The 24,031-nt window shown below is 61.3% G+C and carries 23 protein-coding genes; 7 read left to right on the plus strand and 16 right to left on the minus strand.

Annotation, left to right across the window (positions count from 1 at the left end):
- The first annotated feature begins 78 nt into the window (after window positions 1–78).
- Together ACVI9W_RS06005 and ACVI9W_RS06010 are read left to right on the plus strand one after the other, a co-directional pair.
- Window positions 79–2,130: a S9 family peptidase gene (locus ACVI9W_RS06005; RefSeq protein ID WP_461529477.1), complete on the plus strand. Its 2,052-nt coding sequence runs from the start codon at window positions 79–81 to the stop codon at window positions 2,128–2,130.
- A 126-nt stretch (window positions 2,131–2,256) separates the two neighbouring features.
- Complete coding sequence (locus ACVI9W_RS06010; RefSeq protein WP_461529478.1) at window positions 2,257–2,727, plus strand: cyclic nucleotide-binding domain-containing protein; 471 nt, start codon at window positions 2,257–2,259, stop codon at window positions 2,725–2,727.
- Here ACVI9W_RS06010 and ACVI9W_RS06015 read toward each other — a convergent pair.
- Complete coding sequence (locus tag ACVI9W_RS06015) at window positions 2,724–2,999, minus strand: hypothetical protein (protein WP_038613729.1); 276 nt, start codon at window positions 2,997–2,999, stop codon at window positions 2,724–2,726. The genes ACVI9W_RS06010 and ACVI9W_RS06015 overlap by 4 nt on opposite strands.
- 125 nt (window positions 3,000–3,124) lie before the next feature.
- Between ACVI9W_RS06015 and ACVI9W_RS06020 the strand changes: the two genes are divergently transcribed.
- Together ACVI9W_RS06020 and ACVI9W_RS06025 are read left to right on the plus strand one after the other, a co-directional pair.
- On the plus strand, window positions 3,125–3,496 hold the full coding sequence (locus ACVI9W_RS06020) for a YajD family HNH nuclease (protein ID WP_038613732.1): 372 nt from the start codon (window positions 3,125–3,127) through the stop codon (window positions 3,494–3,496).
- Between the two features lie 72 nt (window positions 3,497–3,568).
- Window positions 3,569–4,039 (plus strand): RNA methyltransferase, encoded by a 471-nt coding sequence (locus ACVI9W_RS06025; RefSeq protein WP_038613734.1) that lies wholly within the window; start codon window positions 3,569–3,571, stop codon window positions 4,037–4,039.
- 6 nt (window positions 4,040–4,045) lie between these two features.
- On the opposite strand, the gene ACVI9W_RS06030 is transcribed toward ACVI9W_RS06025, so the two are convergent.
- Window positions 4,046–5,266, minus strand: coding sequence for a hypothetical protein (locus ACVI9W_RS06030; protein ID WP_461529479.1), 1,221 nt, complete (start codon window positions 5,264–5,266; stop codon window positions 4,046–4,048).
- Between the two features lie 49 nt (window positions 5,267–5,315).
- On the minus strand, window positions 5,316–5,765 hold the full coding sequence (locus ACVI9W_RS06035) for a YcgN family cysteine cluster protein (protein WP_038613738.1): 450 nt from the start codon (window positions 5,763–5,765) through the stop codon (window positions 5,316–5,318).
- A gap of 157 nt (window positions 5,766–5,922) precedes the next feature.
- On the opposite strand from ACVI9W_RS06035, the gene ACVI9W_RS06040 reads away from it, so the two are divergent.
- Window positions 5,923–6,516, plus strand: a complete 594-nt coding sequence (locus tag ACVI9W_RS06040) for a nitroreductase family protein (RefSeq protein WP_461529480.1) — start codon at window positions 5,923–5,925, stop codon at window positions 6,514–6,516.
- 117 nt (window positions 6,517–6,633) lie between these two features.
- On the opposite strand, the gene ACVI9W_RS06045 is transcribed toward ACVI9W_RS06040, so the two are convergent.
- The 5 genes from ACVI9W_RS06045 to ACVI9W_RS06065 all read right to left on the minus strand — a co-directional run bounded on the left by ACVI9W_RS06045 (window position 6,634) and on the right by ACVI9W_RS06065 (window position 11,327).
- On the minus strand, window positions 6,634–7,566 hold the full coding sequence (locus tag ACVI9W_RS06045; RefSeq protein WP_461529481.1) for a D-2-hydroxyacid dehydrogenase: 933 nt from the start codon (window positions 7,564–7,566) through the stop codon (window positions 6,634–6,636).
- Between the two features lie 77 nt (window positions 7,567–7,643).
- Window positions 7,644–7,937: a YcgL domain-containing protein gene (locus ACVI9W_RS06050; RefSeq protein WP_038613744.1), complete on the minus strand. Its 294-nt coding sequence runs from the start codon at window positions 7,935–7,937 to the stop codon at window positions 7,644–7,646.
- Window positions 7,934–9,067 carry a ribonuclease D gene (gene rnd, locus ACVI9W_RS06055; RefSeq protein ID WP_038613746.1) on the minus strand — a complete coding sequence of 378 codons (1,134 nt, stop codon included), beginning with the start codon at window positions 9,065–9,067 and terminating at the stop codon, window positions 7,934–7,936. Before rnd ends, ACVI9W_RS06050 begins: the two co-directional genes overlap by 4 nt.
- A gap of 96 nt (window positions 9,068–9,163) precedes the next feature.
- The gene (locus tag ACVI9W_RS06060) at window positions 9,164–10,798 is read right to left on the minus strand and encodes a phosphoethanolamine transferase (RefSeq protein ID WP_461529482.1); all 1,635 of its coding nucleotides are present in this window, start codon (window positions 10,796–10,798) and stop codon (window positions 9,164–9,166) included.
- A gap of 163 nt (window positions 10,799–10,961) precedes the next feature.
- Complete coding sequence (locus tag ACVI9W_RS06065; protein ID WP_461529483.1) at window positions 10,962–11,327, minus strand: 5-carboxymethyl-2-hydroxymuconate Delta-isomerase; 366 nt, start codon at window positions 11,325–11,327, stop codon at window positions 10,962–10,964.
- Between the two features lie 117 nt (window positions 11,328–11,444).
- Between ACVI9W_RS06065 and ACVI9W_RS06070 the strand changes: the two genes are divergently transcribed.
- Complete coding sequence (locus tag ACVI9W_RS06070) at window positions 11,445–11,672, plus strand: YdcH family protein (protein WP_461529484.1); 228 nt, start codon at window positions 11,445–11,447, stop codon at window positions 11,670–11,672.
- 67 nt (window positions 11,673–11,739) lie between these two features.
- Here ACVI9W_RS06070 and ACVI9W_RS06075 read toward each other — a convergent pair whose 3' ends face one another.
- A complete protein-coding gene (locus ACVI9W_RS06075; protein WP_461529485.1) occupies window positions 11,740–12,543 on the minus strand; it encodes a phytanoyl-CoA dioxygenase family protein in 804 nt (267 codons plus the stop codon).
- A gap of 204 nt (window positions 12,544–12,747) precedes the next feature.
- Between ACVI9W_RS06075 and ACVI9W_RS06080 the strand changes: the two genes are divergently transcribed.
- Window positions 12,748–14,148, plus strand: coding sequence for an amino acid permease (locus tag ACVI9W_RS06080; protein ID WP_461529486.1), 1,401 nt, complete (start codon window positions 12,748–12,750; stop codon window positions 14,146–14,148).
- Window position 14,149: 1 nt separating this feature from the next.
- Here ACVI9W_RS06080 and ACVI9W_RS06085 read toward each other — a convergent pair whose 3' ends face one another.
- The 7 genes from ACVI9W_RS06085 to ACVI9W_RS06115 form a co-directional block, all read right to left on the minus strand.
- Entirely contained in the window at window positions 14,150–15,046 is an 897-nt protein-coding gene (locus ACVI9W_RS06085) for a LysR substrate-binding domain-containing protein (RefSeq protein WP_422422053.1), read from the minus strand.
- A gap of 130 nt (window positions 15,047–15,176) precedes the next feature.
- Window positions 15,177–16,616 (minus strand): alanine/glycine:cation symporter family protein, encoded by a 1,440-nt coding sequence (locus ACVI9W_RS06090; protein ID WP_461529487.1) that lies wholly within the window; start codon window positions 16,614–16,616, stop codon window positions 15,177–15,179.
- Window positions 16,617–16,945: 329 nt separating this feature from the next.
- Window positions 16,946–17,320: a type 1 fimbrial protein gene (locus ACVI9W_RS06095; protein ID WP_461529488.1), complete on the minus strand. Its 375-nt coding sequence runs from the start codon at window positions 17,318–17,320 to the stop codon at window positions 16,946–16,948.
- A 257-nt stretch (window positions 17,321–17,577) separates the two neighbouring features.
- Window positions 17,578–18,951 carry a DUF1329 domain-containing protein gene (locus ACVI9W_RS06100; protein WP_461529489.1) on the minus strand — a complete coding sequence of 458 codons (1,374 nt, stop codon included), beginning with the start codon at window positions 18,949–18,951 and terminating at the stop codon, window positions 17,578–17,580.
- 50 nt (window positions 18,952–19,001) lie between these two features.
- The gene (locus tag ACVI9W_RS06105; RefSeq protein WP_461529490.1) at window positions 19,002–20,957 is read right to left on the minus strand and encodes a DUF1302 domain-containing protein; all 1,956 of its coding nucleotides are present in this window, start codon (window positions 20,955–20,957) and stop codon (window positions 19,002–19,004) included.
- Between the two features lie 50 nt (window positions 20,958–21,007).
- Window positions 21,008–22,324 (minus strand): phospholipase, encoded by a 1,317-nt coding sequence (locus ACVI9W_RS06110; protein ID WP_461529491.1) that lies wholly within the window; start codon window positions 22,322–22,324, stop codon window positions 21,008–21,010.
- 126 nt (window positions 22,325–22,450) lie between these two features.
- Window positions 22,451–24,019 carry an FGGY-family carbohydrate kinase gene (locus ACVI9W_RS06115; protein WP_461529492.1) on the minus strand — a complete coding sequence of 523 codons (1,569 nt, stop codon included), beginning with the start codon at window positions 24,017–24,019 and terminating at the stop codon, window positions 22,451–22,453.
- Window positions 24,020–24,031 lie beyond the last annotated feature (12 nt).

Raw genomic sequence — 24,031 nt, forward strand, 5'->3', positions numbered from 1 at the left:
CGTGGCAAGCTAAGCAAATAGACGCTTATGATAAACACATTTCAGCGCGCAGGCGCCCCCCAGCCAAGAGATCCCCGCATGTCCGCAGACGCCACCGCTCCCCGCGCCCCGATTGCCCGCAAAGCCGAAGGCGCTGATCCCTATGCCTGGCTCCAGGAGCGTGACAGCCCTGCAGTCATTGCTTACCTGAACGAAGAGAATGCCTACCAGGCGGCGCAACTGGCCGACCAGGCGCAATTGCGCGAACAGTTGTTCGAAGAGATCAAGGGCCGGATTCAAGAGACCGATCTGTCGGTGCCCTCGCCCTGGGGCCCTTACCTCTACTACAGCCGCACCTCGGCAGGTGAGGAATATCCACGCCATTACCGCTGCCCGCGCCCGACTGACGACTCCAATAGCGTCGACGAAAGCCGGGAAGAACTGCTGCTGGACCCCAACCCGCTGGCCAACGGCGGCTTCCTGTCCCTCGGTGCCTTCAACATCAGCCCTGACCATCAGCGCCTGGCTTACAGCCTCGATACCAGCGGCGATGAAATCTACACCCTGTACGTCAAAGACCTGACCAGCGGCGCCATCGAGCAACTGCCGTTCGACAATTGCGACGGCAGCATGACCTGGGCCAACGACAACCAGACGCTGTTCTTCGCCGAACTGGACGACACCCACCGCCCGCACAAACTGCTGCGCCATCGCCTCGGGCGTGAAGGTTGCCAGGCGATTTTCGAAGAAACCGACGGGCGCTTCTTCCTGCATTGCTACCGGTCCAGCTCCGAACGCCAACTGATCCTGCTGCTCAACAGCAAGACCACCAGTGAAGCCTGGGTGCTCGACGCCGAACAGCCTGACGGCGACTTCACCTGCCTGGCGCCACGCGTCGAAGGCCATGAATACTTCCCCGACCACGGCCAGCTCGACGGCCAGTGGCGCTGGTTCATCCGCACCAACCAGGATGGCATCAACTTCGCCCTGTACCAGGCCGCCAGTGAGCAGGTACCGACCCGCGAACAGTGGCAACTGCTGGTGCCCCACCGTGACACGGTGATGCTCGAAGGCCTGAGCCTGAACGCCAGTGCCCTGAGCCTGAGCCTGCGTGAAGGCGGCCTGCCGATCATCGAAGTACGCCCGCAAGGCCTTGCGTCTTACCGGGTCGAATTGCCGGATGCGGCCTACAGCCTGTACGTGCAGGACAGCCTGGAATTTGCCAGCCCGCGCATCCGCCTGCGCTACCAGGCCCTGAACCGCCCGGCCCAGGTGCGCCAGCTGGAGCTGGCCGACGGCGCCCAGCAGGTCCTCAAGGAAACCCCGGTGCTCGGCCCCTTCGACCCCGACGCCTATGTCAGCCAGCGTCTCTGGGCCACGGCCAGTGACGGTACCCAGGTGCCGATCAGCCTGGTCCAGCGCCGCAGCGACCTGGGCAAGCCGGTGCCGCTGTACCTGTATGGCTATGGCGCTTATGGCGAAAGCCTCGACCCGTGGTTCTCGCATGCGCGCCTGAGTCTGCTCGATCGCGGCGTAGCCTTCGCCATTGCCCACGTGCGTGGCGGCGGTGAACTGGGCGAAGCCTGGTACCGGGCGGGCAAACAGGAACACAAACACAACACTTTCAGCGACTTCATCGCCTGTGCCGAACACCTGATCGCCCAGGGTGTGACCTCTGCCGAGCAACTGGCGATCAGTGGCGGCAGTGCTGGCGGCCTGCTGATCGGCGCGGTGCTCAACCAGCGCCCCGAGCTGTTCAAGGCGGCGATTGCCGAAGTGCCGTTCGTCGATGTGCTCAACACCATGCTCGACCCGGACCTGCCTTTGACCATCACCGAATATGACGAGTGGGGCAACCCGCAAGAGCCTGAGGTGTATGAGCGAATCAAGGCGTATGCACCTTACGAGAACGTCAAAGCCCAGGCTTATCCGGCCCTGCTGGTGGTGGCCGGCTACAACGACAGCCGCGTGCAGTACTGGGAAGCGGCCAAGTGGGTGGCCAGGCTGCGGGTGACCAAGACCGACGACAATCTGCTGCTGCTCAAGACCGAGATGGATGCCGGGCACGGCGGCATGAGCGGGCGCTATCAAGGGCTGCGGGATGTGGCGCTGGAATACGCTTTTGTCTTTAAAGTGCTGGGTTTGGTGTAAATCGGAATTTTTGTTGTCTGAGCCATTGATTCGCCGGCAACGCCGGCTCCCACAGGGATTGGTTTAGCCTGTGGGAGCCGGCGTTGCCGGCGATAGACACCACAAATCAACAAGAAACGACTGCAAATGCCTGAACCAACCCACCTGAATAATGAAATCCGCGACATGCTCATGGACTGCGGCCTGTTCGATCAGTTGCAACCCGGCGACTTCCAGCACGCCGCCGGTTACTTCAGCATCAGCACCCTCGGTACCGGCGAGGAAATCTTCGCCGAGGGCGATGCCGGCACGTTCATGTGCATCATCCATCACGGCGTGGTCTCGGTACGCAAAACCGACAGCGATCAGCGCCAGGTGGAAATCGCCACCCTGCGCAAGGGCCGGGCCTTTGGCGAAATGGCCGTGCTCGACGGCGAACGGCGCTCGGCCAGTTGCGTGGCGGCCAGTGACTGCCAGTTGCTGAGCCTGGGCAAGGACTCGCTGGAAAAGATGATCAACGACGCACCGAAAATTGCCGCCAAGATCATCCGTGCCCTGGCCGTAGCACTTTCCCGCCGCTTGCGCATGCAGGACGGCCAGCGCCTGTCACAGGTCTAGTCGGCTTTCTTGTCCTTGCTGTCATCAGGCGTCAGCCCGGGCAAGGGCTGATCCCTGGGTGGCACGGGCACTTTGATCGACGGCAGCAGCGGCGAACCCGGTCGCGCATCACCGGCCCGCGGTATGCTGCTGGGGGTGATCTGCGGATAAGGGGTCGGGGTCGCCGTCCCCGGTGCGCCCGGCACCGGGGCAATGGGCCGTGGCTGCAGGTCGGCGGCCTGCACCGTTTGCAGGCTGGCGAAGAACAACGCGGCAATGGTCAGGCAGCGCATGCGCAGACTCCTTCAAACACCTTCTGACAGCCTACTCCCAAGCGTAGCGGTTTGCCTGTCCGAACGGACCGCCAGCACGCTAAACTTCAGGTATAACCGTAACAAGCCCGAGAAAAGGTAATCCCATGAGTTCGTCATCCTCTGCCGCCGCCACCGCACGGCTCGACCGCATCCTTGCCGACGCCAAGCGCGACAAGGAGATGGGCTATCGCGACAAGGCCCTGAAAATGTACCCGCACGTCTGCGGTCGTTGCGCCCGGGAGTTCTCCGGCAAGCGCCTGAGCGAACTGACCGTGCACCACCGTGACCACAACCACGACAACAACCCCCAGGACGGTTCCAACTGGGAGCTGCTGTGCCTGTACTGTCACGACAACGAGCATTCCCGCTACACCGACCAGCAGTACTTCAGCGAAGGCTCCACCAGCAGTCCGAGCATCGCCAAGGCCACCCACAACCCGTTCGCCGGGCTTGCCGGTCTGCTGAAAAAAGACTGATCGCAATCCCCTGACCCACGGTAGCCGGCAAGCCCGTATAATCGCGTTCTTTTTTGCGAAGGGCCCCGGCACGTGGCGAACAAACGGTACAGCTGCATTGGTCTGTTCAACCCCAAGTCAGCGGAGAACGTCGGTTCAGTGATGCGCGCGGCGGGTTGCTACGGCGTCAACTCGGTGTTCTACACCGGCAAACGTTATGAGCGCGCGCGCGACTTCGTCACCGACACCAAGCGTGTGCACTACGACATCCCGCTGATCGGCATCGACGATCTGCAGAAGATCATCCCTCTGGGTTGTACCCCCGTGGCCGTAGAACTGGTCGACGGCGCCCGCCCGCTGCCCGAGTACACCCACCCGGACCGCGCCATCTACATCTTTGGCCCTGAAGACGGCTCCCTTGACCCGAGCGTCCGCGCCTGGTGCGAAGAAACCATCTACATCCCGACCCAGGGCTGCATGAACCTCGCCGCCACCGTCAACGTGGTGCTTTACGACCGCCTGGCCAAAGGCCTCAACACCCGCTCCGGGCCGAAGTTCAAATAACCCGTACTAGCGCAGCAGCTTGCTCGACAGCACTTCGGACTCGCGGCCCAGCACGCTTTCACTGAGCTGGATGAACTCCTGAGTGCTGACACTGTTCAGGCGCATCAGCGCGCGCGTGACATCGTCCAGCGAGCGCTGGTTGTGGGTGTGCAGGCGGATTTCCCGGTCCAGCGCCTGCAACAGCAGGACACCGCGCGCAGTCATGGCGCTGTCGGCCTGCTCGCCGCGCAGGCTGCTGACCTTGGCACCGCGATGCTCAAGGCCGGCCTGCAGGGCCTGGTAACGCTCTTCGGTGATCCCGCCCGCACGGCGCAGCAGCTCGGTGGCGTAATACTCGTTGATGCTTTCGGCAATCCAGTCGCTGGCCTGGCGGTCATTGATCTGCGCAAACACATGCACCAGCTCGCGCAGCAAGGGGCTTGAGCCATTTTCGCTGACCAGCGGCCGGCTACTGTGCAGGTAAATCGAATTGTGCCCGGCCCGCGTGCCGCGCCACAGCTGATCGCGGGCGCCGACCAGCAGCAGTTTTGGCGGATTGCGCGGGAACACCGCCTGCAGCTGTGGCCAGACGAAGGTCAGCAGGGTCAGGTTATCCAGCCGGCGCATGCCCTGGCCCTGCGGCGCGGCAACGCTGACTTCGGTTTCGCCCAGACGCGCACGCCGGGTGCCGATTGTGCCGGCGATCATCCAGCCGGTGGGACGGTCGAACAGACGCGAGACGTTGTCGATGCGAAAACGCTGTTTGCCGATACGTGGCCAGGGTGTTTCAACGCTCTTCCAACCACTGGGCAACTCAAAACTCAGGCGTGCCGCCAACTCGGTGCCATCTTGCTGATCAAGGCGCGCCGGGGGCACCAGATCGTCACCGCGAAACAGCGCCCAGTCAGGTGTCACCCGGGTTTCAAAGCTGCCATTGCCCTGGCGCTGGGCCAGGCGCACGCGGTAACTCAGCTGACTCTTGCCCGGTGCTGGCTGCCAGCGTCCGCGCAGACCGTCGCCTTGCAGTTGCCACTGGCCGTCGGCCTTGAAGTCGCTGTAGGCGCCCGCCTTGCCCAGATCGAAGTCCAGGCTACGCACGGCCGCCCCTTCAGCCAGAGTCACACGCACCTCGGCCTGTTCACTTTGCGGGATAAAACGGACGTGATAATCCAGATTGACCTTCTTCGCCCAGGCCGGCGAACTGGCCAACAGGCCCAGGGCCAACAGCCAATGGCAACGTACACGCATACAGAAACTCCTTGTTCCCCTGACGCGATACCCGGCAAGCCTCGACGGCTCAGCCAGCGCGGAAAATCAGATAATCTTCCCAGTCATCCTCGTCCACGCTGTTCTCGCTCAGCATACGGCCGGATTGGGAAATACGCTGTTTATGCACCTGCTGACGATCACCACAAACCAGATGGTGCCAGCTCGGCAGGTCCTTGCCTTCGCTGATCAGACGATAACCGCAGGTGGTCGGCAGCCATTTGAACTGGTCGGCCTTGCCCGGTGTCAGCTGGATGCAGTCGGGCACCAGCTTGAGGCGGTTCGGGTAGTCGCTGCACTGGCAGCTGTTGAGATCCAGCAGTTTGCAGGCGATACGCGTGTAATAAACGCTGTTGTCGTCTTCGTCTTCGAGTTTTTGCAGGCAGCACAGGCCACAGCCGTCACACAGCGACTCCCATTCCTGGCGGTCGAGCTGTTCGAGGGTTTTACGCTTCCAGAAGGAATCGGCGCTGGCAATCATGTAACGGGTGTCCTGTTTCAAAAGAGGCGCCGCAATGCGGCGGCGCCAGTCTAGGGCGAGTCTTGCGCCATTGCCAGACCGCTTGTCAGGGCTGGTACGACACAGTAGTTTGACCGGCGGTTGCTCCCCACCTTTTCCATTCGTTCAGGAACTCGCCATGAGTGTTAATCCTCGCGTTGCCGAACATGCCATCGACGACCAGTTCATCAAGCGCTGGTCGCCACGCGCCTTCACTGCCGAACCGATCAGCGAAGCCACCCTGCTGAGCTTCCTCGAAGCCGCCCGCTGGGCTCCTTCGGCCTACAACTCGCAACCTTGGCGGTTCCTCTATGCGCGCCGCGACACGCCGAACTGGGAGCGTTACCTGGGCCTGCTCAATGAGTTCAACCGCAGCTGGGCACAACACGCCTCGGCGCTGGTGATCGTGATGTCCAAGACCACCTTCGCAGCGCCAGGCGCCAGCGAAGAAACCCCGGCCTTGTGGCACACCTTCGACACCGGTTCCGCCTGGGGCCACCTGGCCCTGCAGGCCAGCCTCAGCGGCTGGCACACCCATGGCATGGCCGGTTTCGACCAGGAACTGACCCGCAAGGAACTGAAGATTCCCGAAGGCTATGCCCTGCACGCCGCAGTGGCGATCGGCAAACTGGGCGACAAGGCCAGCCTGGCTGAAGCCCTGCAAGCCCGTGAAGTTCCCAGCCCGCGGCGGCCGCTGAGCGAGCTGGCGGCTGAAGGTGATTTCACCTTGTAAGATTGATCGGTATTTGTGGGAACTGGCCTTGCCAGCGATGCGGGCGCCGCGCAGTAAATGAAACCGCGCCGATCCCATCGCCGGCAAAGCCGGCTCCCACAATGACTGCGGACCCGATCAATACCCGCGCTGGAAATCCACTTCCCCGCGCAGTTCCTCATCCGCCTGATACGCCCGCAGATTCTCGACAAACAAGCGCACCATCGCCGTTGGCGAGGTTGGCGCCGAGCTGTGCCCGGTCAGCAGCAGGCCCCAGGCAGTCCAGAACGGGTGACGGGCCGGCAGCGGTTCCTGGCGGCAGACATCAATCACTGCCCCGGCCAGATGGCCCAGCTTCAAGGCCTCGACCAGATCGCCGTCAACCACCGCTACGCCGCGCCCGGCATTGATGAACAACGCCTCGGGGTTGAAGCGGGCAAACAGCGCGGCATCGTACAGGTCATGGGTCGTCGGAGTGTCCGGCAACAGGTTGACGACATAATCGACCTCCCCCACCAGACGCCCCAGCTCACTCATCGCCGCCACTTCGATAAAAGGCGCCTGCTCACGGGCCTGGCTGGCGATGCCGTAGAGTTTGACGCCGAAGGGCAGGAGAAACTCGGCAACGCGCTGGCCAATATCACCGGTACCGACAATCAGCACCCGGCGCCCTTCCAGGCTGCGTCCAGGCCGGTCGTCCCACTTGCGTTCGACCTGGCTGACCAGACGCGCCATCACTTCTCGCTCGTGACCGAGCATGTAGGTCAGGACGTACTCGGCCATGACCTGGCCGAAGATGCCGACCGCCCGGGTCAGGCGATAGTCGCGCTGCAAACCGTCGGCCAGCAGCGGGGTGATCCCGGCCCAGGTCGACTGCAGCCATTGCGGCTGGTGGCCCTGGCGTAGCAGGGTCGCCAGCAGGTCCGGTTGCCCCAGCCACACAGGGCATTGAGCAGCCTGATCGGCCAGTTCGGCAGAATCGCCACTGGTCAGGACCTCAAGGTCCGGAGCGGCCTCGCGCAGCAGGCGGGCGTAGAGGGCATGATCCTGTTCAGCGATCAAAACACGCATGTTTTTACAACCTTGGCAGAAACAACGAAGGCCGCCAGGCCTTGGGCCCTGGCGGTATCACAGCAGGCAGGCCGGGCTCAGACCGGGTCGTTACGACGCAACAGTTCTTCGGGCAGGTGCTCGATGTACTCATCTTCAAGCGGCGGCATCTGCAGGTGGTAGCCCTGCTGCTCAAGGTTTTCCAGGACCTTGGTGATGTCCTCGCGGGCCAGTTGGCGCTCCGGGGTCAGGACCAGGTCGAAGGCATGCACCGGCTTGCCAAAGGCCGGCAGCAGGGCTTCGGGCACGCGCTCCAGGCCGTCGGCCTTAAGCACGTAAAGGTACATTTCGTTCTTGCGTGGGCTCTTGTAGATCGAGCAGATGCGTTTCATTGCGGTTCTCCAGCGCTGGCCAGGCAGTCAAGCAGCGCTTGCCCCATACGCTCACGGCGCCAGCCGCGCAACGCATCGGGAAGTTGATAAGGTCCGGCGGGGTAGCCGCTCTTGAGCAGCAACTCGAGGATTTTCTTGCGCAACATCAGCTCCGGGGCGATGTTCAGGCGCTCGGCCTCGGCCTGGCCGATGGCGCGCAGTTGCTTGAGCAACGCCGAGGCTTCGATCGGCAGCGGCTCGGGGACAGCCGGTGGCCACTCCGATGGCGGCACGCTGGCCGCCCGCTTGATCAGGTCGAGCAGGAACTCACCGTCCTGACGAATGGTGCGCGGGTGCATGTCCTCGATCTTCGCCAGCGCCGACAGCGAGTCCGGCTGGGTTTTGGCCATCGGCCACAGGGCATTTTCGCGCAGGATACGGTTGCGCGGCAGGTCGCGGGCGCGGGCTTCACGCTCGCGCCAGGCGCACAGTTCACGCAGCACCGCCAATTGCGCGCGGGACAGTTTCCAGGCCAGCTTGGCATCGCGGTACAGCTCGTTGGGGTCGGTTTCCCGGCGCAACTGGGCGACCAGCTCGGCACCATCTTCCAGCACCCAGGCATTTTTTTCGTCGGACAGTTGCGGGCGCAGACGCTCGTAGAGCTCGGCCAGATGCACCGCGTCTTCGGCGGCGTAACTGACCTGGGTTTCCGAGAGCGGGCGTTGCAGCCAGTCGGAACGGGTTTCGCCCTTGGGCAGCTCGATCCCGAGGACTTCCTGGACCAGACGTGAATAACCCATGGAGAAACCGAGATTCAGATAGCCGGCGGCCAACTGGGTGTCGAACAGCGGCGCCGGCAGGCTGCCGGTCAGACGCGACAGCACTTCAAGATCTTCGCTGCAGGCGTGCAGAACCTTGATTACCCGGGTGTCTTCCAGCAGTTCGGCCAGCGGCTGCCAGTTGCCGATCCGCAAAGGATCGATCAGGTAAGCACGCGCGCCGTCGCCAACCTGGATCAACCCGGCAATCGGATAAAAGGTATCAACCCGCATGAACTCGGTGTCGACGGCCACGAAGGGCAGCTGGCGCCACTGCTGGCAGTGTTCAGCCAGACTGCTGTCGTCGCAAATCCAGTGTATTTCGATGGCCACAAGGCTCTCCCACAAACAATGGCGCGCAGTATATACGCCGCAGGCCATTGCCGGGAAACCGCTCGACCGCTATCCCTGGCTGGCCTGTGCGTTGGTTCAATGTTGTGCAAGAGCCGGCTGGCAACCGGCAAACATGTCCAGTTGCTGATTATAGAGAGCGGTACGTACCTTCAACAGGCCGAGCATGGAGTGGAACAGGTTGTCCTGACTCAGCGGCTCGTTGCGTACCTTGTTCAGACAGTCGGTATCGACGGCAAAGTCCTGGCGATAGCTGTCGGAGAACCAGGCCAGCATCGGCACGTGTTTCTGTTGCTCCGGCGCCAGCATGTAAGGCGTGCCGTGCAGAAACAGGTTGTACTCGCCCAGCGATTCGCCATGGTCAGAGAGGTAGAGCATGGCCGTGTCGACCTTGTCCTGCTTGCTGCGCAGGATGTCGATCAGCGATGCCAGTACATGGTCGGTGTAAAGCAGGGTGTTGTCATAAGCATTGATGATGCTTTGTTCGCTGCACTGGTTCAACGCGTTGCTGGGGCACACAGGCGTGAAACGCTCGAACTGCATCGGATAGCGCTTGAAGTACTCCGGGCCATGGCTACCCATCTGATGCAACACCAGTACGGTATCTTGCTGCAGGTTGTCGATCATTGACGCCAGGCCTTGCAGGAGAATCTCGTCATGGCACTCACTGTTGGTGCACAGGGTCGGATCCTTGGCATTACTGACATCTTCAAACTGGACCCGGTCGCAGGTGCCTTTGCAGCCTGACTGATTGTCGCGCCAGCGAACACTCAGACCGGCGCGCTGAAGGACATCCAGCAAGCCTTCCTGGTTCTTTGCTTTACTGGCCTGGTAATCCTTGCGGGTGAAGCCTGAGAACATGCAAGGCACCGATACCGCCGTCTCGGTTCCACAGGAATGCACATCACTGAAAGCGATCAGCCCTGCTTCCTTGCTCAGTTGCGGTGTGGTGTCACGGCTGTAGCCCAACAGCCCGAAGTTCTGCGCCCGGGCGCTCTCTCCCACCACCAGCACCGTCAGCGACTTGCGCGCATGCTGCTGCCAGGCCGGATCGCGCTGGGCGTCTTCACCGATCTTGGCAAACGGCTTGGCCGCCGTGCCGAGCTGTTCACCGACATAACCGAAAGAGGCACCCACGACGTTGCTGGGCACCAGCATCAGGCGAATTTCATGATGGTTGCGAAACAGTGAAGCCAACCCCTGGTAATTGAGTAACGCCACCACGCCTAGCAAGGCGACACAAGCGACACCGACGAGCAACTTGCCAAACAGTTCGCGATACCAGACCCGATAGTTGATCGGTGTTTTATAAAGCAGCAGTGAAGGCACAACCCCCAGCAGCACGATATAAAGCCCAAGTTTCACAGACAACAAGTCACGCACTTCCGTGGCGTTGGTTTCAGCGGTATTGCGCAACATGCCAACATCAATCAACACACCGTATTGATTCATGAAGTAAGCCGCACCAGCGCCCATCAAAAACAGTACAACCAGTACCGGTTTCAACACCCCGCGAAAAGCAACAAAGGTCAACACCAGGTTGAATGCGCAGAAGATCAGCACGGCAAACGCCAGCCGCAGGAAAACACCCGACACGCCAGGTTCTACAACACTCGACAAATGCTGCCAGAGTACCGAGTTGAAGGCGACCAGCAGGTACAGGCTGGCAAGCAGGGTGACCCATTCGGCCCGCAGGGGTTTGATCTTGAACATGATGCTCGCTTGGCTGTTGATCGATAAGGGTGCCGTTGCGGCACTGCCTTTGGACCCGGCGAACGTTAATTACAACAGGATCAATTTTTTGTGAAAAAGACGCCAACGTTTAGTGGCTTGACGTCAATTTAATCATTACATTTTTTTCACATTAATTATGCCCCTAGGCGGGCAAGTGCATTTTGGAATAAGCGTCACGGTCTATATCAAGTACTTCGACACACAGCTGGATGTCCACGCCTGACGTGCCCGGAACCTCTTCTTTGAGCACCTCCAGCAGGCTTGCCGACAATTGCCGCTTCACCTCTGGCGATCGGCCACTGAGAATCGCCAGCTTGATATGGGCGAAAGCGCGCTCCTGCAGGGCAGTGCCCACCCGGAAACTGGCCAGGGCCACGGCACGGCTCTTGATGTCCAGTTCATCGGCGAACTGGCCGCTGCAAACCAGTGCATGGTTAAGACGCAGCAGCAGGCGATCGACGTCCAGTTCAGGCAGGTTTTCGCTGTATTCAACGTGGAGATGAGGCATTGCAGGGGCCCTGAGCTCAGAAATGTTGCAACAGACTACCTCAACCACGGAACCCGACAAATCCGACTATCCTCATAGTTCATGACTTCCACCCCAAACCCCCGGAGAGGTGAAGAAATGCCGGTAAAGCACGATCTACTCGCAGATCTCGGTCTGACCAAAGAGCAATTCATCGAGAAGAAAAAAACCGACTCGCGGCTGAGCCAGTTGCATGAGGAATACAACCGCAAAGACGCCGAAGTGCTCGAAGCCGAGAACAGCAGCAGTGCGGATGACACTGTCACCCGACTGCGCAAGGAACGTCTGAAAATCAAGGACGAAATCGTCGCCCACGTGAAATCGTAACGCCCCCGCGGAATAGCAAAAAGCCCCGCAGCTCACTGCGGGGCTTTCAATTACCCTTCCTCTGGCCTCAACGGCGGGCCCAGACCACCGGAAACCAGTCCTCGCGCATCCGGTCGCCGGTGTTCAGGTCGATCCCCGGAAATGGCGGTGAGGTACGGCCCGGCCGCTGGATGTAACGCACATCATCGCCCATGAAGCGGGTTGAGAATGCCCGGCGACGATTGCTGCCGGTATTGCCTGCAGCGCCATGCACGGTACGAAAATCAAAGACCACCGCATCCCCAGGTTCGAGTTCGGGCGAGAGAATCTCATACTCGCCGTTCTCGACGTCGGGCATGTCCATGAACACACTTTCACCGGAGCCGGCATCGGTTGCACCGTAGAAATCCTTGTTGCTGGCCCAGCTTTTCGGGCGTACCGGCTTGGGCCAGCGATGCGACCCCAGGACCACGCTCAACGTGTTATGGCGAGTCACCGGATCCAGTGGAATCCAGTAGCTGGCCGTCTGCAGGCCATCGACGCAGTAGTAAGGCAAGTCCTGGTGCCAGGGCGTCGGCTTGGAAGTGCCTGGCTCCTTGACCAGAATATGTTCATGGAACACCTGCACTTCACGCGATTGCATCAGATCACCGGCAATCGCCGCCGCCGGTGAGTTCAGCACGAAGTCCTTGAATGCCGGTATGCGCTGCCAGTTGCAGTAGTCCTCGAAGAACCGCCCGCCTTCGCCACTGCCAACGTTTTCGATGGCAAAGGCGCTGGGGTTGGCCAGGTTCTGCTCGAAACCTTCACGCAAGCGCTCGATCCAGTCGCGAAACACGCCGCGCAAGACGATGGCTCCGTCACGTTGGAACTGTTCGGTATTGGCATTCATCGGGGCAGTCCTCTCTTGTTGTAGTGGGCAAAAGTATTGGATCGCCGACTGCCACCGGTAAACGACACTTTGCCTATTCACCACTATCAGCATTCTGTATGACCGTGCTTATTGTCAGCCCCGGCAATTGACCGGTTAATAGCCCTGCCTGTCTCCTTCAACGCCTTGCGACTGAACAATAAGAACAATGAGGAGTTACCTGGGATGAACGATAACAACACCGTCCTGCGGCGGGGTCTGAGCACCCGCCATATTCGTTTCATGGCGCTCGGTTCTGCCATTGGCACCGGGCTGTTCTATGGCTCCGCCTCGGCGATCAAGCTCGCCGGCCCCTCGGTACTGCTGGCCTACCTGATTGGCGGCGCGGCCATCTACATGATGATGCGTGCCCTGGGCGAAATGGCGGTGCGCAACCCGGTGTCGGGATCGTTCGGCCAGTATGCGAGCCAATACCTGGGGCGCTTTCCGGGCTTTTTGACCGGCTGGAGCTATGCCTTCTCGATGCTGGTGGTGTGCCTGGCGGACGTGACTGCCTTCGGCGTGTACATGAGCTTCTGGTTCCCGGAAACGCCGCGCTGGATCTGGGTATTGGGCATCGTGTTCTTTATCGGCGCTCTGAACCTGTGCAGCGTCAAGGTGTTCGGCGAGCTGGAGTTCTGGTTGTCACTGCTGAAGGTCACCGCGATTGTGTCGATGATTCTGGCCGGCGCTGCGGTGCTGATGTTCGGCATCCAGCTGGGCGGTTCCGGAGAGCAACTGGCTAGCGTCAGCAACCTGTGGAGCCACGGGGGTTTCTTCCCCAATGGCGTGGGCGGCATGATCGCCTCGTTCACCGTGGTGATGTTTGCCTTCGGCGGCGTCGAGATGATCGGCATTACCGCCGGTGAGGCCCGCGACCCGCAGCGGGTCATCCCCAAGGCGATCAACTCGGTACCACTGCGCATCCTGCTGTTCTACGTATTCACCCTGTTCGTGCTGATGTCGATCTACCCATGGACGCGGATCGGTAGCGAAGGCAGCCCCTTCGTGCAGATATTCAGCGGCCTGGGCATCGGCTCGGCGGCAACCTTGTTGAACATTGTGGTGATCTCGGCGGCGGTGTCAGCGATCAACAGCGATATTTTCAGCGCCGGGCGGATGATGTACGGCATGGCCCAGAACGGTCAGGCGCCGACCAGTTTCTCCCGTCTGTCACGCTTCGGAGTGCCATGGATGACCGTGGTAGTGATGGCGGTGGCGCTGCTGTTCGGGGTGCTGCTCAATTACCTGGCACCCGAAAACCTGTTCTTGATCCTCGCCGCCGTGGTGACCTTCTCGATTGTCTGGGTATGGTTGATGATTCTACTGTCGCAGATGGTCATGCGCCGCGGCATGAGCGCCGAAGAAGTGGCCAAGCTGCACTTCCCGGTGCCTCTCTGGCCGGTCGGCCCGGCCTGCGCGGCGCTGTTCATGCTGTTCATCTTCGGTGTGCTGGCCTGGTTCCCGGACACCCGCATGGCCTTGTATGTCGGCATCGGCTGGCTGGTCCTGCTGTCGCTGGGCTACTGGCTGTGCGTGGCACGCAAGGCTAAACCGCTGGTGGCAGTGGCCGATCCGGCGAGCTGAGTCAGGCAGGAAATTGCTGGCTTGCCCAGTCCAGGAACGCCTGCGCTGCCGCTGACGGGCGCATGGCACTGGACTGGGCCAACACCACTGGCTGTGGGCTCACGCTTTCGAGCAGCGGCCGACAGGCCAGTGGTTTGCCGTCATAGCTGCAGTCGCCCACCGGCCGTGTACAGGACAATGCCACCCCGTAACCGTGGGCAACCAGCCCGCGCTGCATCTCGAAGGTCTGGGTCAATTGCGTCGCCGCCGGTTGCAGATCATGGGCCCAGAACAACGACAGGAAGTATTCCCGGGTCCTGGCGATGTCTTCGAGGATCAGGCATTCGGCGGCCAGATCGACCAGCGAGACCTTTTCCTGCTGGGCCAAGGGATGATCGGCAGGCAACAGGGCATAGGGCGCCAATTGCGCCAGCACGCGTTTCTCGATCGGCGAATCCAGCCCCACATCATAAGTCAGCGCCAGCTCGGCCTTGCCATCGCTGAGGCGGCGATTGACCTCGGCCAGGTCGGCTTCGAACAGGGTGATGGTGACCTCGGGATGGCGCAGGCGAAAGCCGCTCAACAAGCGCGGTGCGTAGTAAGGGCCCAGGTCCTGGAAACAGATCAGGCTCAAGGCGCCGCGCACAGTTGTCTGCTCTTCGCCTCTGCCACAGATCGCCGTCGCCAGGTTGAGCATCTGCCGCGCCTGCTCCAGCAGCGTGCGGCCTGCCGGCGTCAGCTCCAGGCCGCGGCTGACCTGACGGTGAAAGAGTTTTTCACCCAGGCTCGCCTCCAGCTGTGACAACGCCAACGACACCGATGGCTGGGAGATATGCTTGGCCCGGGCGGCTGCGCTGACACTGCCCTGCTCGGCGGCGGCAACAAAGTATTCCAGCTGACGCAAGGTGAAGCCGATCATCGCAAGGCCCTGACAGATGGTTGGACAGTCGGGGCATTATGGCAGGGAAACAGCGAATGCATCGCGGGGCAAGCCCGCTCCCACCGGGAGACCAATTAACCCGGTGGGAGCGGGCTTGCCCCGCGATCTATTACCGTTCCTTCAACGCATCAAGGGGTTGCTCGGTACCATTGGCCGCCCCCCAGATCTCTGCATCGATCTTACCCGCCAGCTCCGGATAATCCTTGGCGTTGAACTCCGGCGTGCCCACCGCCTTCTGCGCGAAGTAGTCACGGGTCAGCTTGACCACCACACCGGACAGCAAGCAGATCGCGATCAGGTTGATGGTCGCCATCAGGCCCATCGCCGCATCGGCGGCATCGAACACCGTGGTAACGCTTTCATAGGCGCCCCAGACCACCATCAACAACGCCGCTGTGCGCAGCACGGTCAGGCCCAGACGGGTGTTCAGCTTCAGGTACACCATGGCGTTCTCGGCATAGGTGTAGTTGCCGATGATCGAAGTGAAGGCGAAGAAGAAGATCGCAATGGCAATGAAGTACTGCCCGGCCCAGCCGATGTGTTCGTTCATCGCCGCCTGGGTCAGCGGTGTGCCGGTCATGTCAGGGCCAGGCACCACGCCGGACAGCAGGATCATGATGGCGGTGGCGGTACAGATCAGCAACGTATCGATGAACACCCCCAGGGCCTGGACAAAGCCTTGCGAGGAAGGATGGTGAGGATTGGGGGTCGCCACCGCGGCAATGTTCGGCGCCGAGCCCATGCCCGCTTCGTTGGAGAACAGGCCGCGTTTGACGCCATTGAGCAAGGCCCCGGCCACGCCGCCGACCGCCGACTCGATGCCGAAGGCACTCTTGACGATCAGCATCAGCACGCCCGGAACTTCATCCAGATTGACCACGATCACATAGATCGCCACCAGCAGGTAGGCACCGGCCATGAACGGCACGACCCATTCGGCAATGCGCGCGATTTTCTTGATACCGCCGAAAATCACCAATCCGGCCAGCACGGCCAGCGCCACACCGGTGGTCAGCTTGGGTACACCAAAGGCGCCCAGGGTTGCATCGGCAATGGAGTTGGCCTGCACTGCGCCGAACACCAGGCCGAAAGCGATAATCAGGCAGACCGAAAAAATCGCTGCTGCCCAAGGCGCATTCAAACCCCTGGCGATATAGAACGCAGGACCGCCGCGATACTCACCGTTGCTGTTACGCACTTTATACAGCTGCGCCAGGGTGCTTTCCGCGTAGGCCGTTGCCATGCCCAGCGAGGCCACCACCCACATCCAGAACACTGCACCCGGCCCGCCGAGGGTAATGGCCACCGCCACACCGGCAAGGTTACCGGTACCGACCCGCGAGGCCAGGCTGGTGCACAAGGCCTGAAACGGCGTGATGCCACCTGGGTCGTTCGCCGGGGCGCGCAACACCGAGCGGAAGAACTCGGGCAAATGGCGAAACTGGATAAAGCCCAGGCGGACAGTGAAGTAGATACCTGCAGCCAGCAGGCCATAGATCAGGACATACCCATAGAAAAAGGTATTCAGTGCGTTGATCACGGCTGTCATTGTCTGTTCCCAAATAAAGCGCAGGGCCGGTAAAGCGCCCTGCTCAGTCTGTAAAGCAACCGGTGCCAGAGGACGACCCGTGCCTTTTCAATATGAATGGCCTGGAGCAATGGGAAATGCCCACTGCTTCAGTAATCACTTCGGCACCACCGCTTGGGTGATGGAGGATGTCGAGCGCGAGGGCCCGGCTTGACCAGCATGCAGGAGCAAATGCGCTGATCTGATGTTGAAGCCGGGCATATTAACAGATCTTGTTGTTACCTTCCCCAAGGGCCCGCTACCCGGACTTTACGCCCAGGTACGGGTGGCAACATCGAGCTTTGGATGGGTTACGGCGAGGTAAGCGTAATCAGGTAGTTCCCGCTGGTAACCGGATTACCTGCATGATCGACCAGCGCATAGTGTTGATCGTAATAACGACCGTGGCGATTCTCGGCCACCAGCTTGACCTGTACTGAAGTGCTGTCCGGGCCACTGACTGAAGCCTGTGGATCTATCCGACGCACGTTGATGGCGGTTTCCCGAACCTGTGCGGGGCAGCCATCCATTCGCCAACCGCCTGGCTGGGAGGATGTCTGGCAGGGTGACTCAACGATGCTGCCGGTAAATCTGACCGTTCCTTGAGCTATCGGGGTTGCAGCCTGGCACACGGCACCAAGGCTGAACAACACGGCCACACTGGCTACCTTCAGCTTGCCACTCATGCAGACACTCCTCAGGAAAAGTCATTACCTTGAGTGTCGGCATGTTCAACAGAATGTTCAGACCTGTCTGATGGCAATTTTTGCGCACTGCCAAGCGCGTCACAGATTACAGGTTTATCCTGCAAGGTCGTGTAAACCTGCTACTGCCCGCTCCCATCCTGTAGGAGCGGATTTATCCGCGATGGGTCGCAACGCGGCCCCAAAAGATGGGACTGCTGCGCAGTCCATCGCGGATGAATCCGCTCCTACAAGGACGCTTAGCGCGTACCGCGCTGGCGCAATGCCGACGGCATGAAGTAGGCGTCCTCGGGCACTGGCTGGGCAAAGTCCACGGTCTGCGCTTCTTCGTTATCCAGGTTCTGCACGTAGTAACGACGCGCCTGCAAATCGTGGAACACGTCCAGCGAACTCCAGGTGGTTGGCAGGTCGTAGAAGTTCTTCAGGTAGCCCATCGACACCCGCCACAACTGCCCGCGCCCGTCGTACTGATCGACCAGCGCCGCACCCCAGCTGTCTTCGTCGAGAAACAGCACGCGCTTGGAATAGATATGCCGCGCGCCTGTCTTGAGCGTGCCCTCCACCACCCACACCCGGTGCAGCTCATAACGGGTGTACTGCGGGTTGAGGTGCCCGGGCTTGAGCAAGTCGGCGTACTTCACCTCGGGGCTTGAGACCTTGTAGTTGTTGTAAGGAATGTAGACCTCTTTCTTGCCCACCAGCTTCCAGTCATAACGGTCCGGCGAGCCGTTGAACAGGTCTGTGTCGTCGGCCGTGCGCAAACCGTCGGACGAGGCGATTGGCGTGTCGTACGCCAGACTCGGCGCGCGTCGCACACGGCGCTGGCCGGCGTCGTAGATCCAGGCCTGACGCGGGTCCTTGATCTGGTCGAGGGTTTCGTGAACCAGTGTCGCGCCACCGGCCAGGCGAGCCGGGCTCTTCACGAAGGCCAGGTAGTAGAACAGGATGTTTTTCAGATCGGCATACTGCCCACCGGGGCGGTAGTAGTTGAACATCCCTTCCTGTTGCGCAGTCACCAGCGCGTAGCTGCCGTTGCGTTGCACCGGCGCTTCGGAAGCACGCCGGACCACGTAGATGCCGCGATAACGGGTGATGTGGTTCCACACTGCCTCGACGCCATCCTTGGGAACGGGAAACGGCACGCCGCCATAGGCGTCGCTGAAACCGTTGCCGCCTTCGAGCAGCTTGGCCGAGGTGGCGTTCTTGAAGGTGTTGTCGTACAGCCACTGTGGCGCCGAGCCGGAACGGCGGCTGGGGTACACCGGCATCTGGAAGGTCTCGGGGTAGCTGTTGAACAGCGCGATCTGACCCGCACTCAACTGGTCCTTGTATTGCTCCAGATTGGCCTTGGTAATGGTGAACAACGGCTTGTCTGCCGCGAACGGGTCCAGGTGATGCTGGCCCGGTTTGTAGCCCTGCGGCGCCTGGGTGATGCCGCCGTCCCAGGCCGGGATGGTCCCGGCAGCGTTGCCCGCGCGCTCGGCGCCCATGGGCGTCAGGGTGGTTTTCAGTTGCTCGGCCTGCTGAGGCGAAATGGCGGCCAGCGTCCCGCCGGCCGCCAGGCTCAGGACCAGCGCCAGGGTGGTCTTGAGCAGTCGTGGTGTGTGAAGCATGGACGTTCTCCGAATTAAAAACCGGGCCGTAGGCCTTGGGGTCTGAGCACTCACAGGAAGTACTTGAGGTTGAAGCCGACGTTGTCACGGTCGCGAATGCTGTTGTTCTGGCCGCCACCGTAGAACTCGGTGTACTGCAACTCGGCTTCGAGCTTGTTCTGGTAGTTGGCTTTGATCCCCAGGGTGTAGGCCTTGCGGCCCTCGATAGTGTTGCCTGCCTGGTAGCTGTTGCCCTCGAAGTCGTCCTTGTAGACGACATAGGGCGAGAGGTTGACCCCGGCGTAGACATCGTTCCAGGTCGCGTTGAGCATCGCCGTGTAGCTGTAGGAGTTGCGATTGACCTGGTCGTCACGATCGCCACCGGACACATAGGAGGTATTGCCGCTACCGGCGTAGTAGCGGGTGCTGCCGTCAAAGGCGGTGTAGTGCAGGCTGCTGCCGCGCAGATGCTCGGAAGCCAGCTCGAACACCCCGAACATCGAGTCGAACGACAGCCCCGGGCCGAAGTTGTAGATGGTGCCCAGTGAGGTATTGAAGGACTCCACCCGTTCAGCGTTGTTGATCTGGCTGTCGAGCTGGACCATTTGCCCGCCGATGTTGACAGTCTGACCGGCAGCGGCGGCTGCCGCGCCATTGGCCAGGTCGCCGATCAGGTCGTTGGTAGCGGCGATGCCGATGGGCAAGTTGGGCCTGTAGGCCACTTCACCAAACACCGACGCCTGCCCCAGGGTGGTGTTGAAGCTGAAGCCGTACATGCGGATGTCTTCGGCGTAACGCCGATGCGCCTGGATATTGCCCATCACGTCGGCGGTAGCCAGACCACCGGCCAGCGCCGCAGCCTGACTGCCGGCAAGGCCCGATAGCAGGTTGGTCAGGGCGTTCATGTCGATGCCCTGGTAGCCACCCAGGTCGGCGGAGATGGTCGGCTCCTTGGCGTGATAATTGACCATGTACAGGCCGAACTCGGTGCTGTTGAGCTCTTCTGCGATGTAACGGAAAGCGAAGCCGAACTGCCCGTCGTTACGGGCGTTGAAGTCCTTGCCGATGGTCGCCACTTTCAGCGTATTGCCGAACGCCGGGGTCACGCCGTTGGCGTACAGGCCGGTGCTGCCCAGAACCTGATTGAAAAACGGGTTGTTACCCAGCCCCTCGTACAGACCGATGACATTGCCAAAACCGGGTACCGGGCTGTCCAGGGCGGTGCCGCTGAAATTGTTGTAGGCGGTGTTGCCGCCGTCGGCGAACAGGTCGGTCTGGGAGTAGAAGGTGCCGACCGGGTCGATGCGGGTTTCCTTCCAGTTGGTCTGGTAGAAACTCTCCAGTGTCAGGCTGTCGGTCAGGCCGATGTTGAAGCTGACAGCCTCCACCGGCATCAGCACTTCCTTCACCTCAGCGCCCGGCAAGCGAAACCTGGCCGCATCCACCGGGTTGGTAGTGTTGATCCCGCCGCGATAGAACATACCCTCGCCCCAGTTGAACACCTGGCGCCCCAGGCGCGCGGTCAGCGGCATCTGCGCCACGTCCCAGCTGCCATAGACATAGGCGTCGAGCATCTCGATGTGGTGGCCGGCGATGTCGCGGGTCTGGTCGGTGAAACGGTCGTCGTTGGGGAAGTTCTGGCTTGGTTGCGACGGGTTGTTGTTGTCGTAGTAATCGTTGCGCTTGTCCATCAACTGGGTGTCGTAGAACGCGTTGCCGCGCATGAACACCCCGTAGTTCTGGTAGTTGGCCTCCAGTTCCGAAGTGATCTTGTAGACCTCGGACGCCAGGCCGGTATCGAAGTTGCGATTACCGTCGTTGGTGTTGATGTCATCGTTGCTCTTGTCCCGCCCCTGGACCCGCCACAAGCGACCGTAGGACAAGGTGGTGTCGAGCGAGCCGGTGACCTGATTGTCCAGTACCTTGAACTCGACGGCCTGCGCGCCCTCGAGTGCGCACAATTGCAACAGCCCCGCCAACCCTACCCCGGACATCACTGCGCCAGACTGGCGTAATCGATTCCCCATGGTGCGTTTCTCCCTTTGCTGATCTTGTTGTTTTTGTGTCCTGACAGCGGTTACCGCGCGACGTTGACGCCCGCTGATGGCGCCAGGCCCGCACGGGCATAGCTGCGGCTGTGCGCGCCAAAATTGCCCAGTAGCTGGAACAACTGCTGGTTGAGCAACGGATGGTCGTAACGTTCACGCTGCACCTGGTTACCGGCGCTGAAGCTGCTGGTGGCCGGTGCCGTCGCCAGCCACTGGCCGATGGCCTCATCAAACGCAGCACCTGCGGCGGCGGACTGAGCGCTGACCACGTCGCGCAGGTAGTCCACCGAATACGGCGGATAGCTGGCGTCTTGCGCGGTGTCGGCGTAGGCCTGAAGCATCGGATGCACCCGCTGCCCGTTGCGCAGCAGGCGAGAGAGCCAGGCGGCCTGATATTTCTCCACTTCCATGTGCCGGGTGGCGACCCGCTCGATGGCGGCGTGCTTGTCGCTGTCGTATCCGGCCAGGGCCTTGCCTTCCATCAGCAGCATGCTGAGCAGACCGACGCCGGGCAGCGGTTTGGCGTGATACGGCTGGGTCAGGTCTTGAACGTGGTGCATGCCCCAGCCGAGAAAGCGGTAGCCCCAGTAGGGATGGCCGGTGGCGAAGGCCAGCCGCGCCAGGCCCAGGTACTGATAAGCCCGCCAGTGCGGCCAACTGCGTTCAAGAAACCCGGCCGCGGCATACACCACCGGGTTTTCATGGAAGAAGCCCATATGGAAGGGTGCCTGCGAGCTGTACTGGAAACGCTCATCGCCAAACGGCTGCGGACCAAAGCCGTAGAGCGCCGCCACTTCACCGGCGTTGTCGCTGAACAGGTTGATGTCGTGACCGTAATCCGGCTCGTCGGCGGCGCTGGCCAACACCGCCAGCGGCACGACTTTCTCGCCTTCGGCCAGGCGGATGAAACGCTGGCGGTTCCATGGCGAAAGGGTCTGTTCGACCATCACCTGCTCAGCCTTGAGGTGTTCACGCTGCGGCTGGTCTTGCCCCGGTAACGGCTGGATGACCATTGCCAGGTGAATCTGCGGATTGATGCGCAGGGCGGTGAGAAAGGTGTGGCGTAAATTGTCCCTTGGTACCGCGGGCAGCTTCAGGCTGTCGGGACGCGGCGGATACTGGGCAAAGTGCTGACGGGCGAAGCGCTCCTGCTCGTCCAGCAGCGCGGCGATGGCGCCATATTGCTGAGCGAGAAACTGTTCCAGCGGCTCGACCTCAACCAGAGGTGCTTCGCGCAGCACCGGCAAATCCTGCAATGCCAGGTAGCTGCCAACCGTATGGTTGGACCAGCCCCACGCCGCCGGAGCGATGCCACAGAGCAGCATCAGGAGAAGTTTCAGCTTCATTGTTATTAGTTCTTATTGGAAGTGCTTGAGGGCTGAGCCTAACAACCGACCCCGCCCCTGACACTGTCCGATGTCGCCAAATACATTCTCCAATTGCGCCACGAACTCTCAGTGGGAGCGGGACTGCTAGGCTGGGTATCCTGTGATCTGCCGAATACTCTGGTACAGCGGTTTGAGCTGGCGGTACATGCGCAGATAGACCTCCTTGTACAACCGCTCATAAACCTGCTGCGCCTCCGGCTGCGGCGTGAACACCGTACCCACCCGGGTCATCGCTGCAATCGCCGAAGGAAAGTCGGCATGCAGGCCAAGGCCCACCGCACAGCAAATCGCCGCCCCCAGGCCCGACGCTTCATAGACATGCGGACGCTCGGCCGGCAGACCGAAAATATCCGCCGTGAGCTGCATCGCGGCATCACTCTGCGACCCGCCACCGGCAACGCGCAGACGCTCAATCGACTGTTTCGAGCGCTTTTCGAGCTTCTCCTTGCCCTGACGCAAGGCGTAGGCCAGCCCTTCGAGAATCGCCCGATAGATATGTGCGCGGGTATGCACGTCACCAAAGCCGATCATCGCGCCCTTGGCTTCCATGCCCGGTTCACGAATCCCCGGCGACCAGTAAGGTTGCAGCATCAGGCCCATAGAGCCGGGCGGCACCGCATTGACCAGGGCGTCGAACAGTTGCTCTGGCTCCAGCCCCTGCTCCTTGGCCTGCTGCATTTCGCGCAGGCCGAACTCGTTCTTGAACCAGCTGACCATCCAGTAGCCGCGGTAGATCATCACTTCGCAGTTGTACTGATCCGGCACCGCCGCCGGATAAGGCGGAATCAACGGGACAACTTCGAGATAACGCGAGCGCGTCGTGGTGATGGTCGCGGTGGTGCCATAGGACAGGCACACCGTGGACGCATCGACCACGCCGGCGCCGAGTACTTCACAGGCCTTGTCGGCACCCGCAGCGATCAGCGGCACGCCTTCGGGAATGCCGGTATGCCGGCTTGCCTCGGCGCTGATATGGCCCAGGGTTTCGCCGGGTTTGAGCAGCGTCGGCAATTGTTCCGCACGCACCGCCAGCGCCTGCCATTTCCAGTCGGCAGGTGCAGCCCAGCGCAAGCGTTTGAAGTCGAACGGCAGGTAGCCCACGCAGCAACCCACCGAGTCGACGAATCGCCCGCACAGCCGATGGGTGAGAAAACCCGAGAGCAGCAGAAACTTGTCGGTCGCCGCCCACACCTCGGGTTGGTGCTGGGCAATCCAGTTGGCTTCGGCCTGGGCACGGAAATAATCCACGGTGGCCTGCGCGCCGACCAGTTTGAACAGCCAACCCCATGGTCCCTTGATCCCGCCCTCGACCTCGGCCTGGCGCTGATCGAGCCACAGGATTGCCGGACGCAGGGCCTTGCCCTGGGCATCGACGTTGATCACCGTGCCGCGCTGTGTGGTCAGTGACACACCGGCGATCTGCGTACGATCAACTCCGGTCTGCTGCCACAACTGCTGGCAGGCTTCGCCCAGCTTGGCCCAGTAATAATCCGGTTCCTGCTCGGCCCAGCCCGGTTGGGCCGAGGTGTAGGCCTGCAGCTCGATCTTGCCCTTACCCAGCAGATTACCCTGCAGGTCGAACAGCAACGCGCGCACACTCTGGGTGCCATTGTCGATTGCCAGCAGGTAGCGCTTGTTCTTGTTGTTATCCATGGAGCTCTCTTC

The sequence above is a fragment of the Pseudomonas sp. 210_17 TE3656 genome, assembly GCF_054821965.1.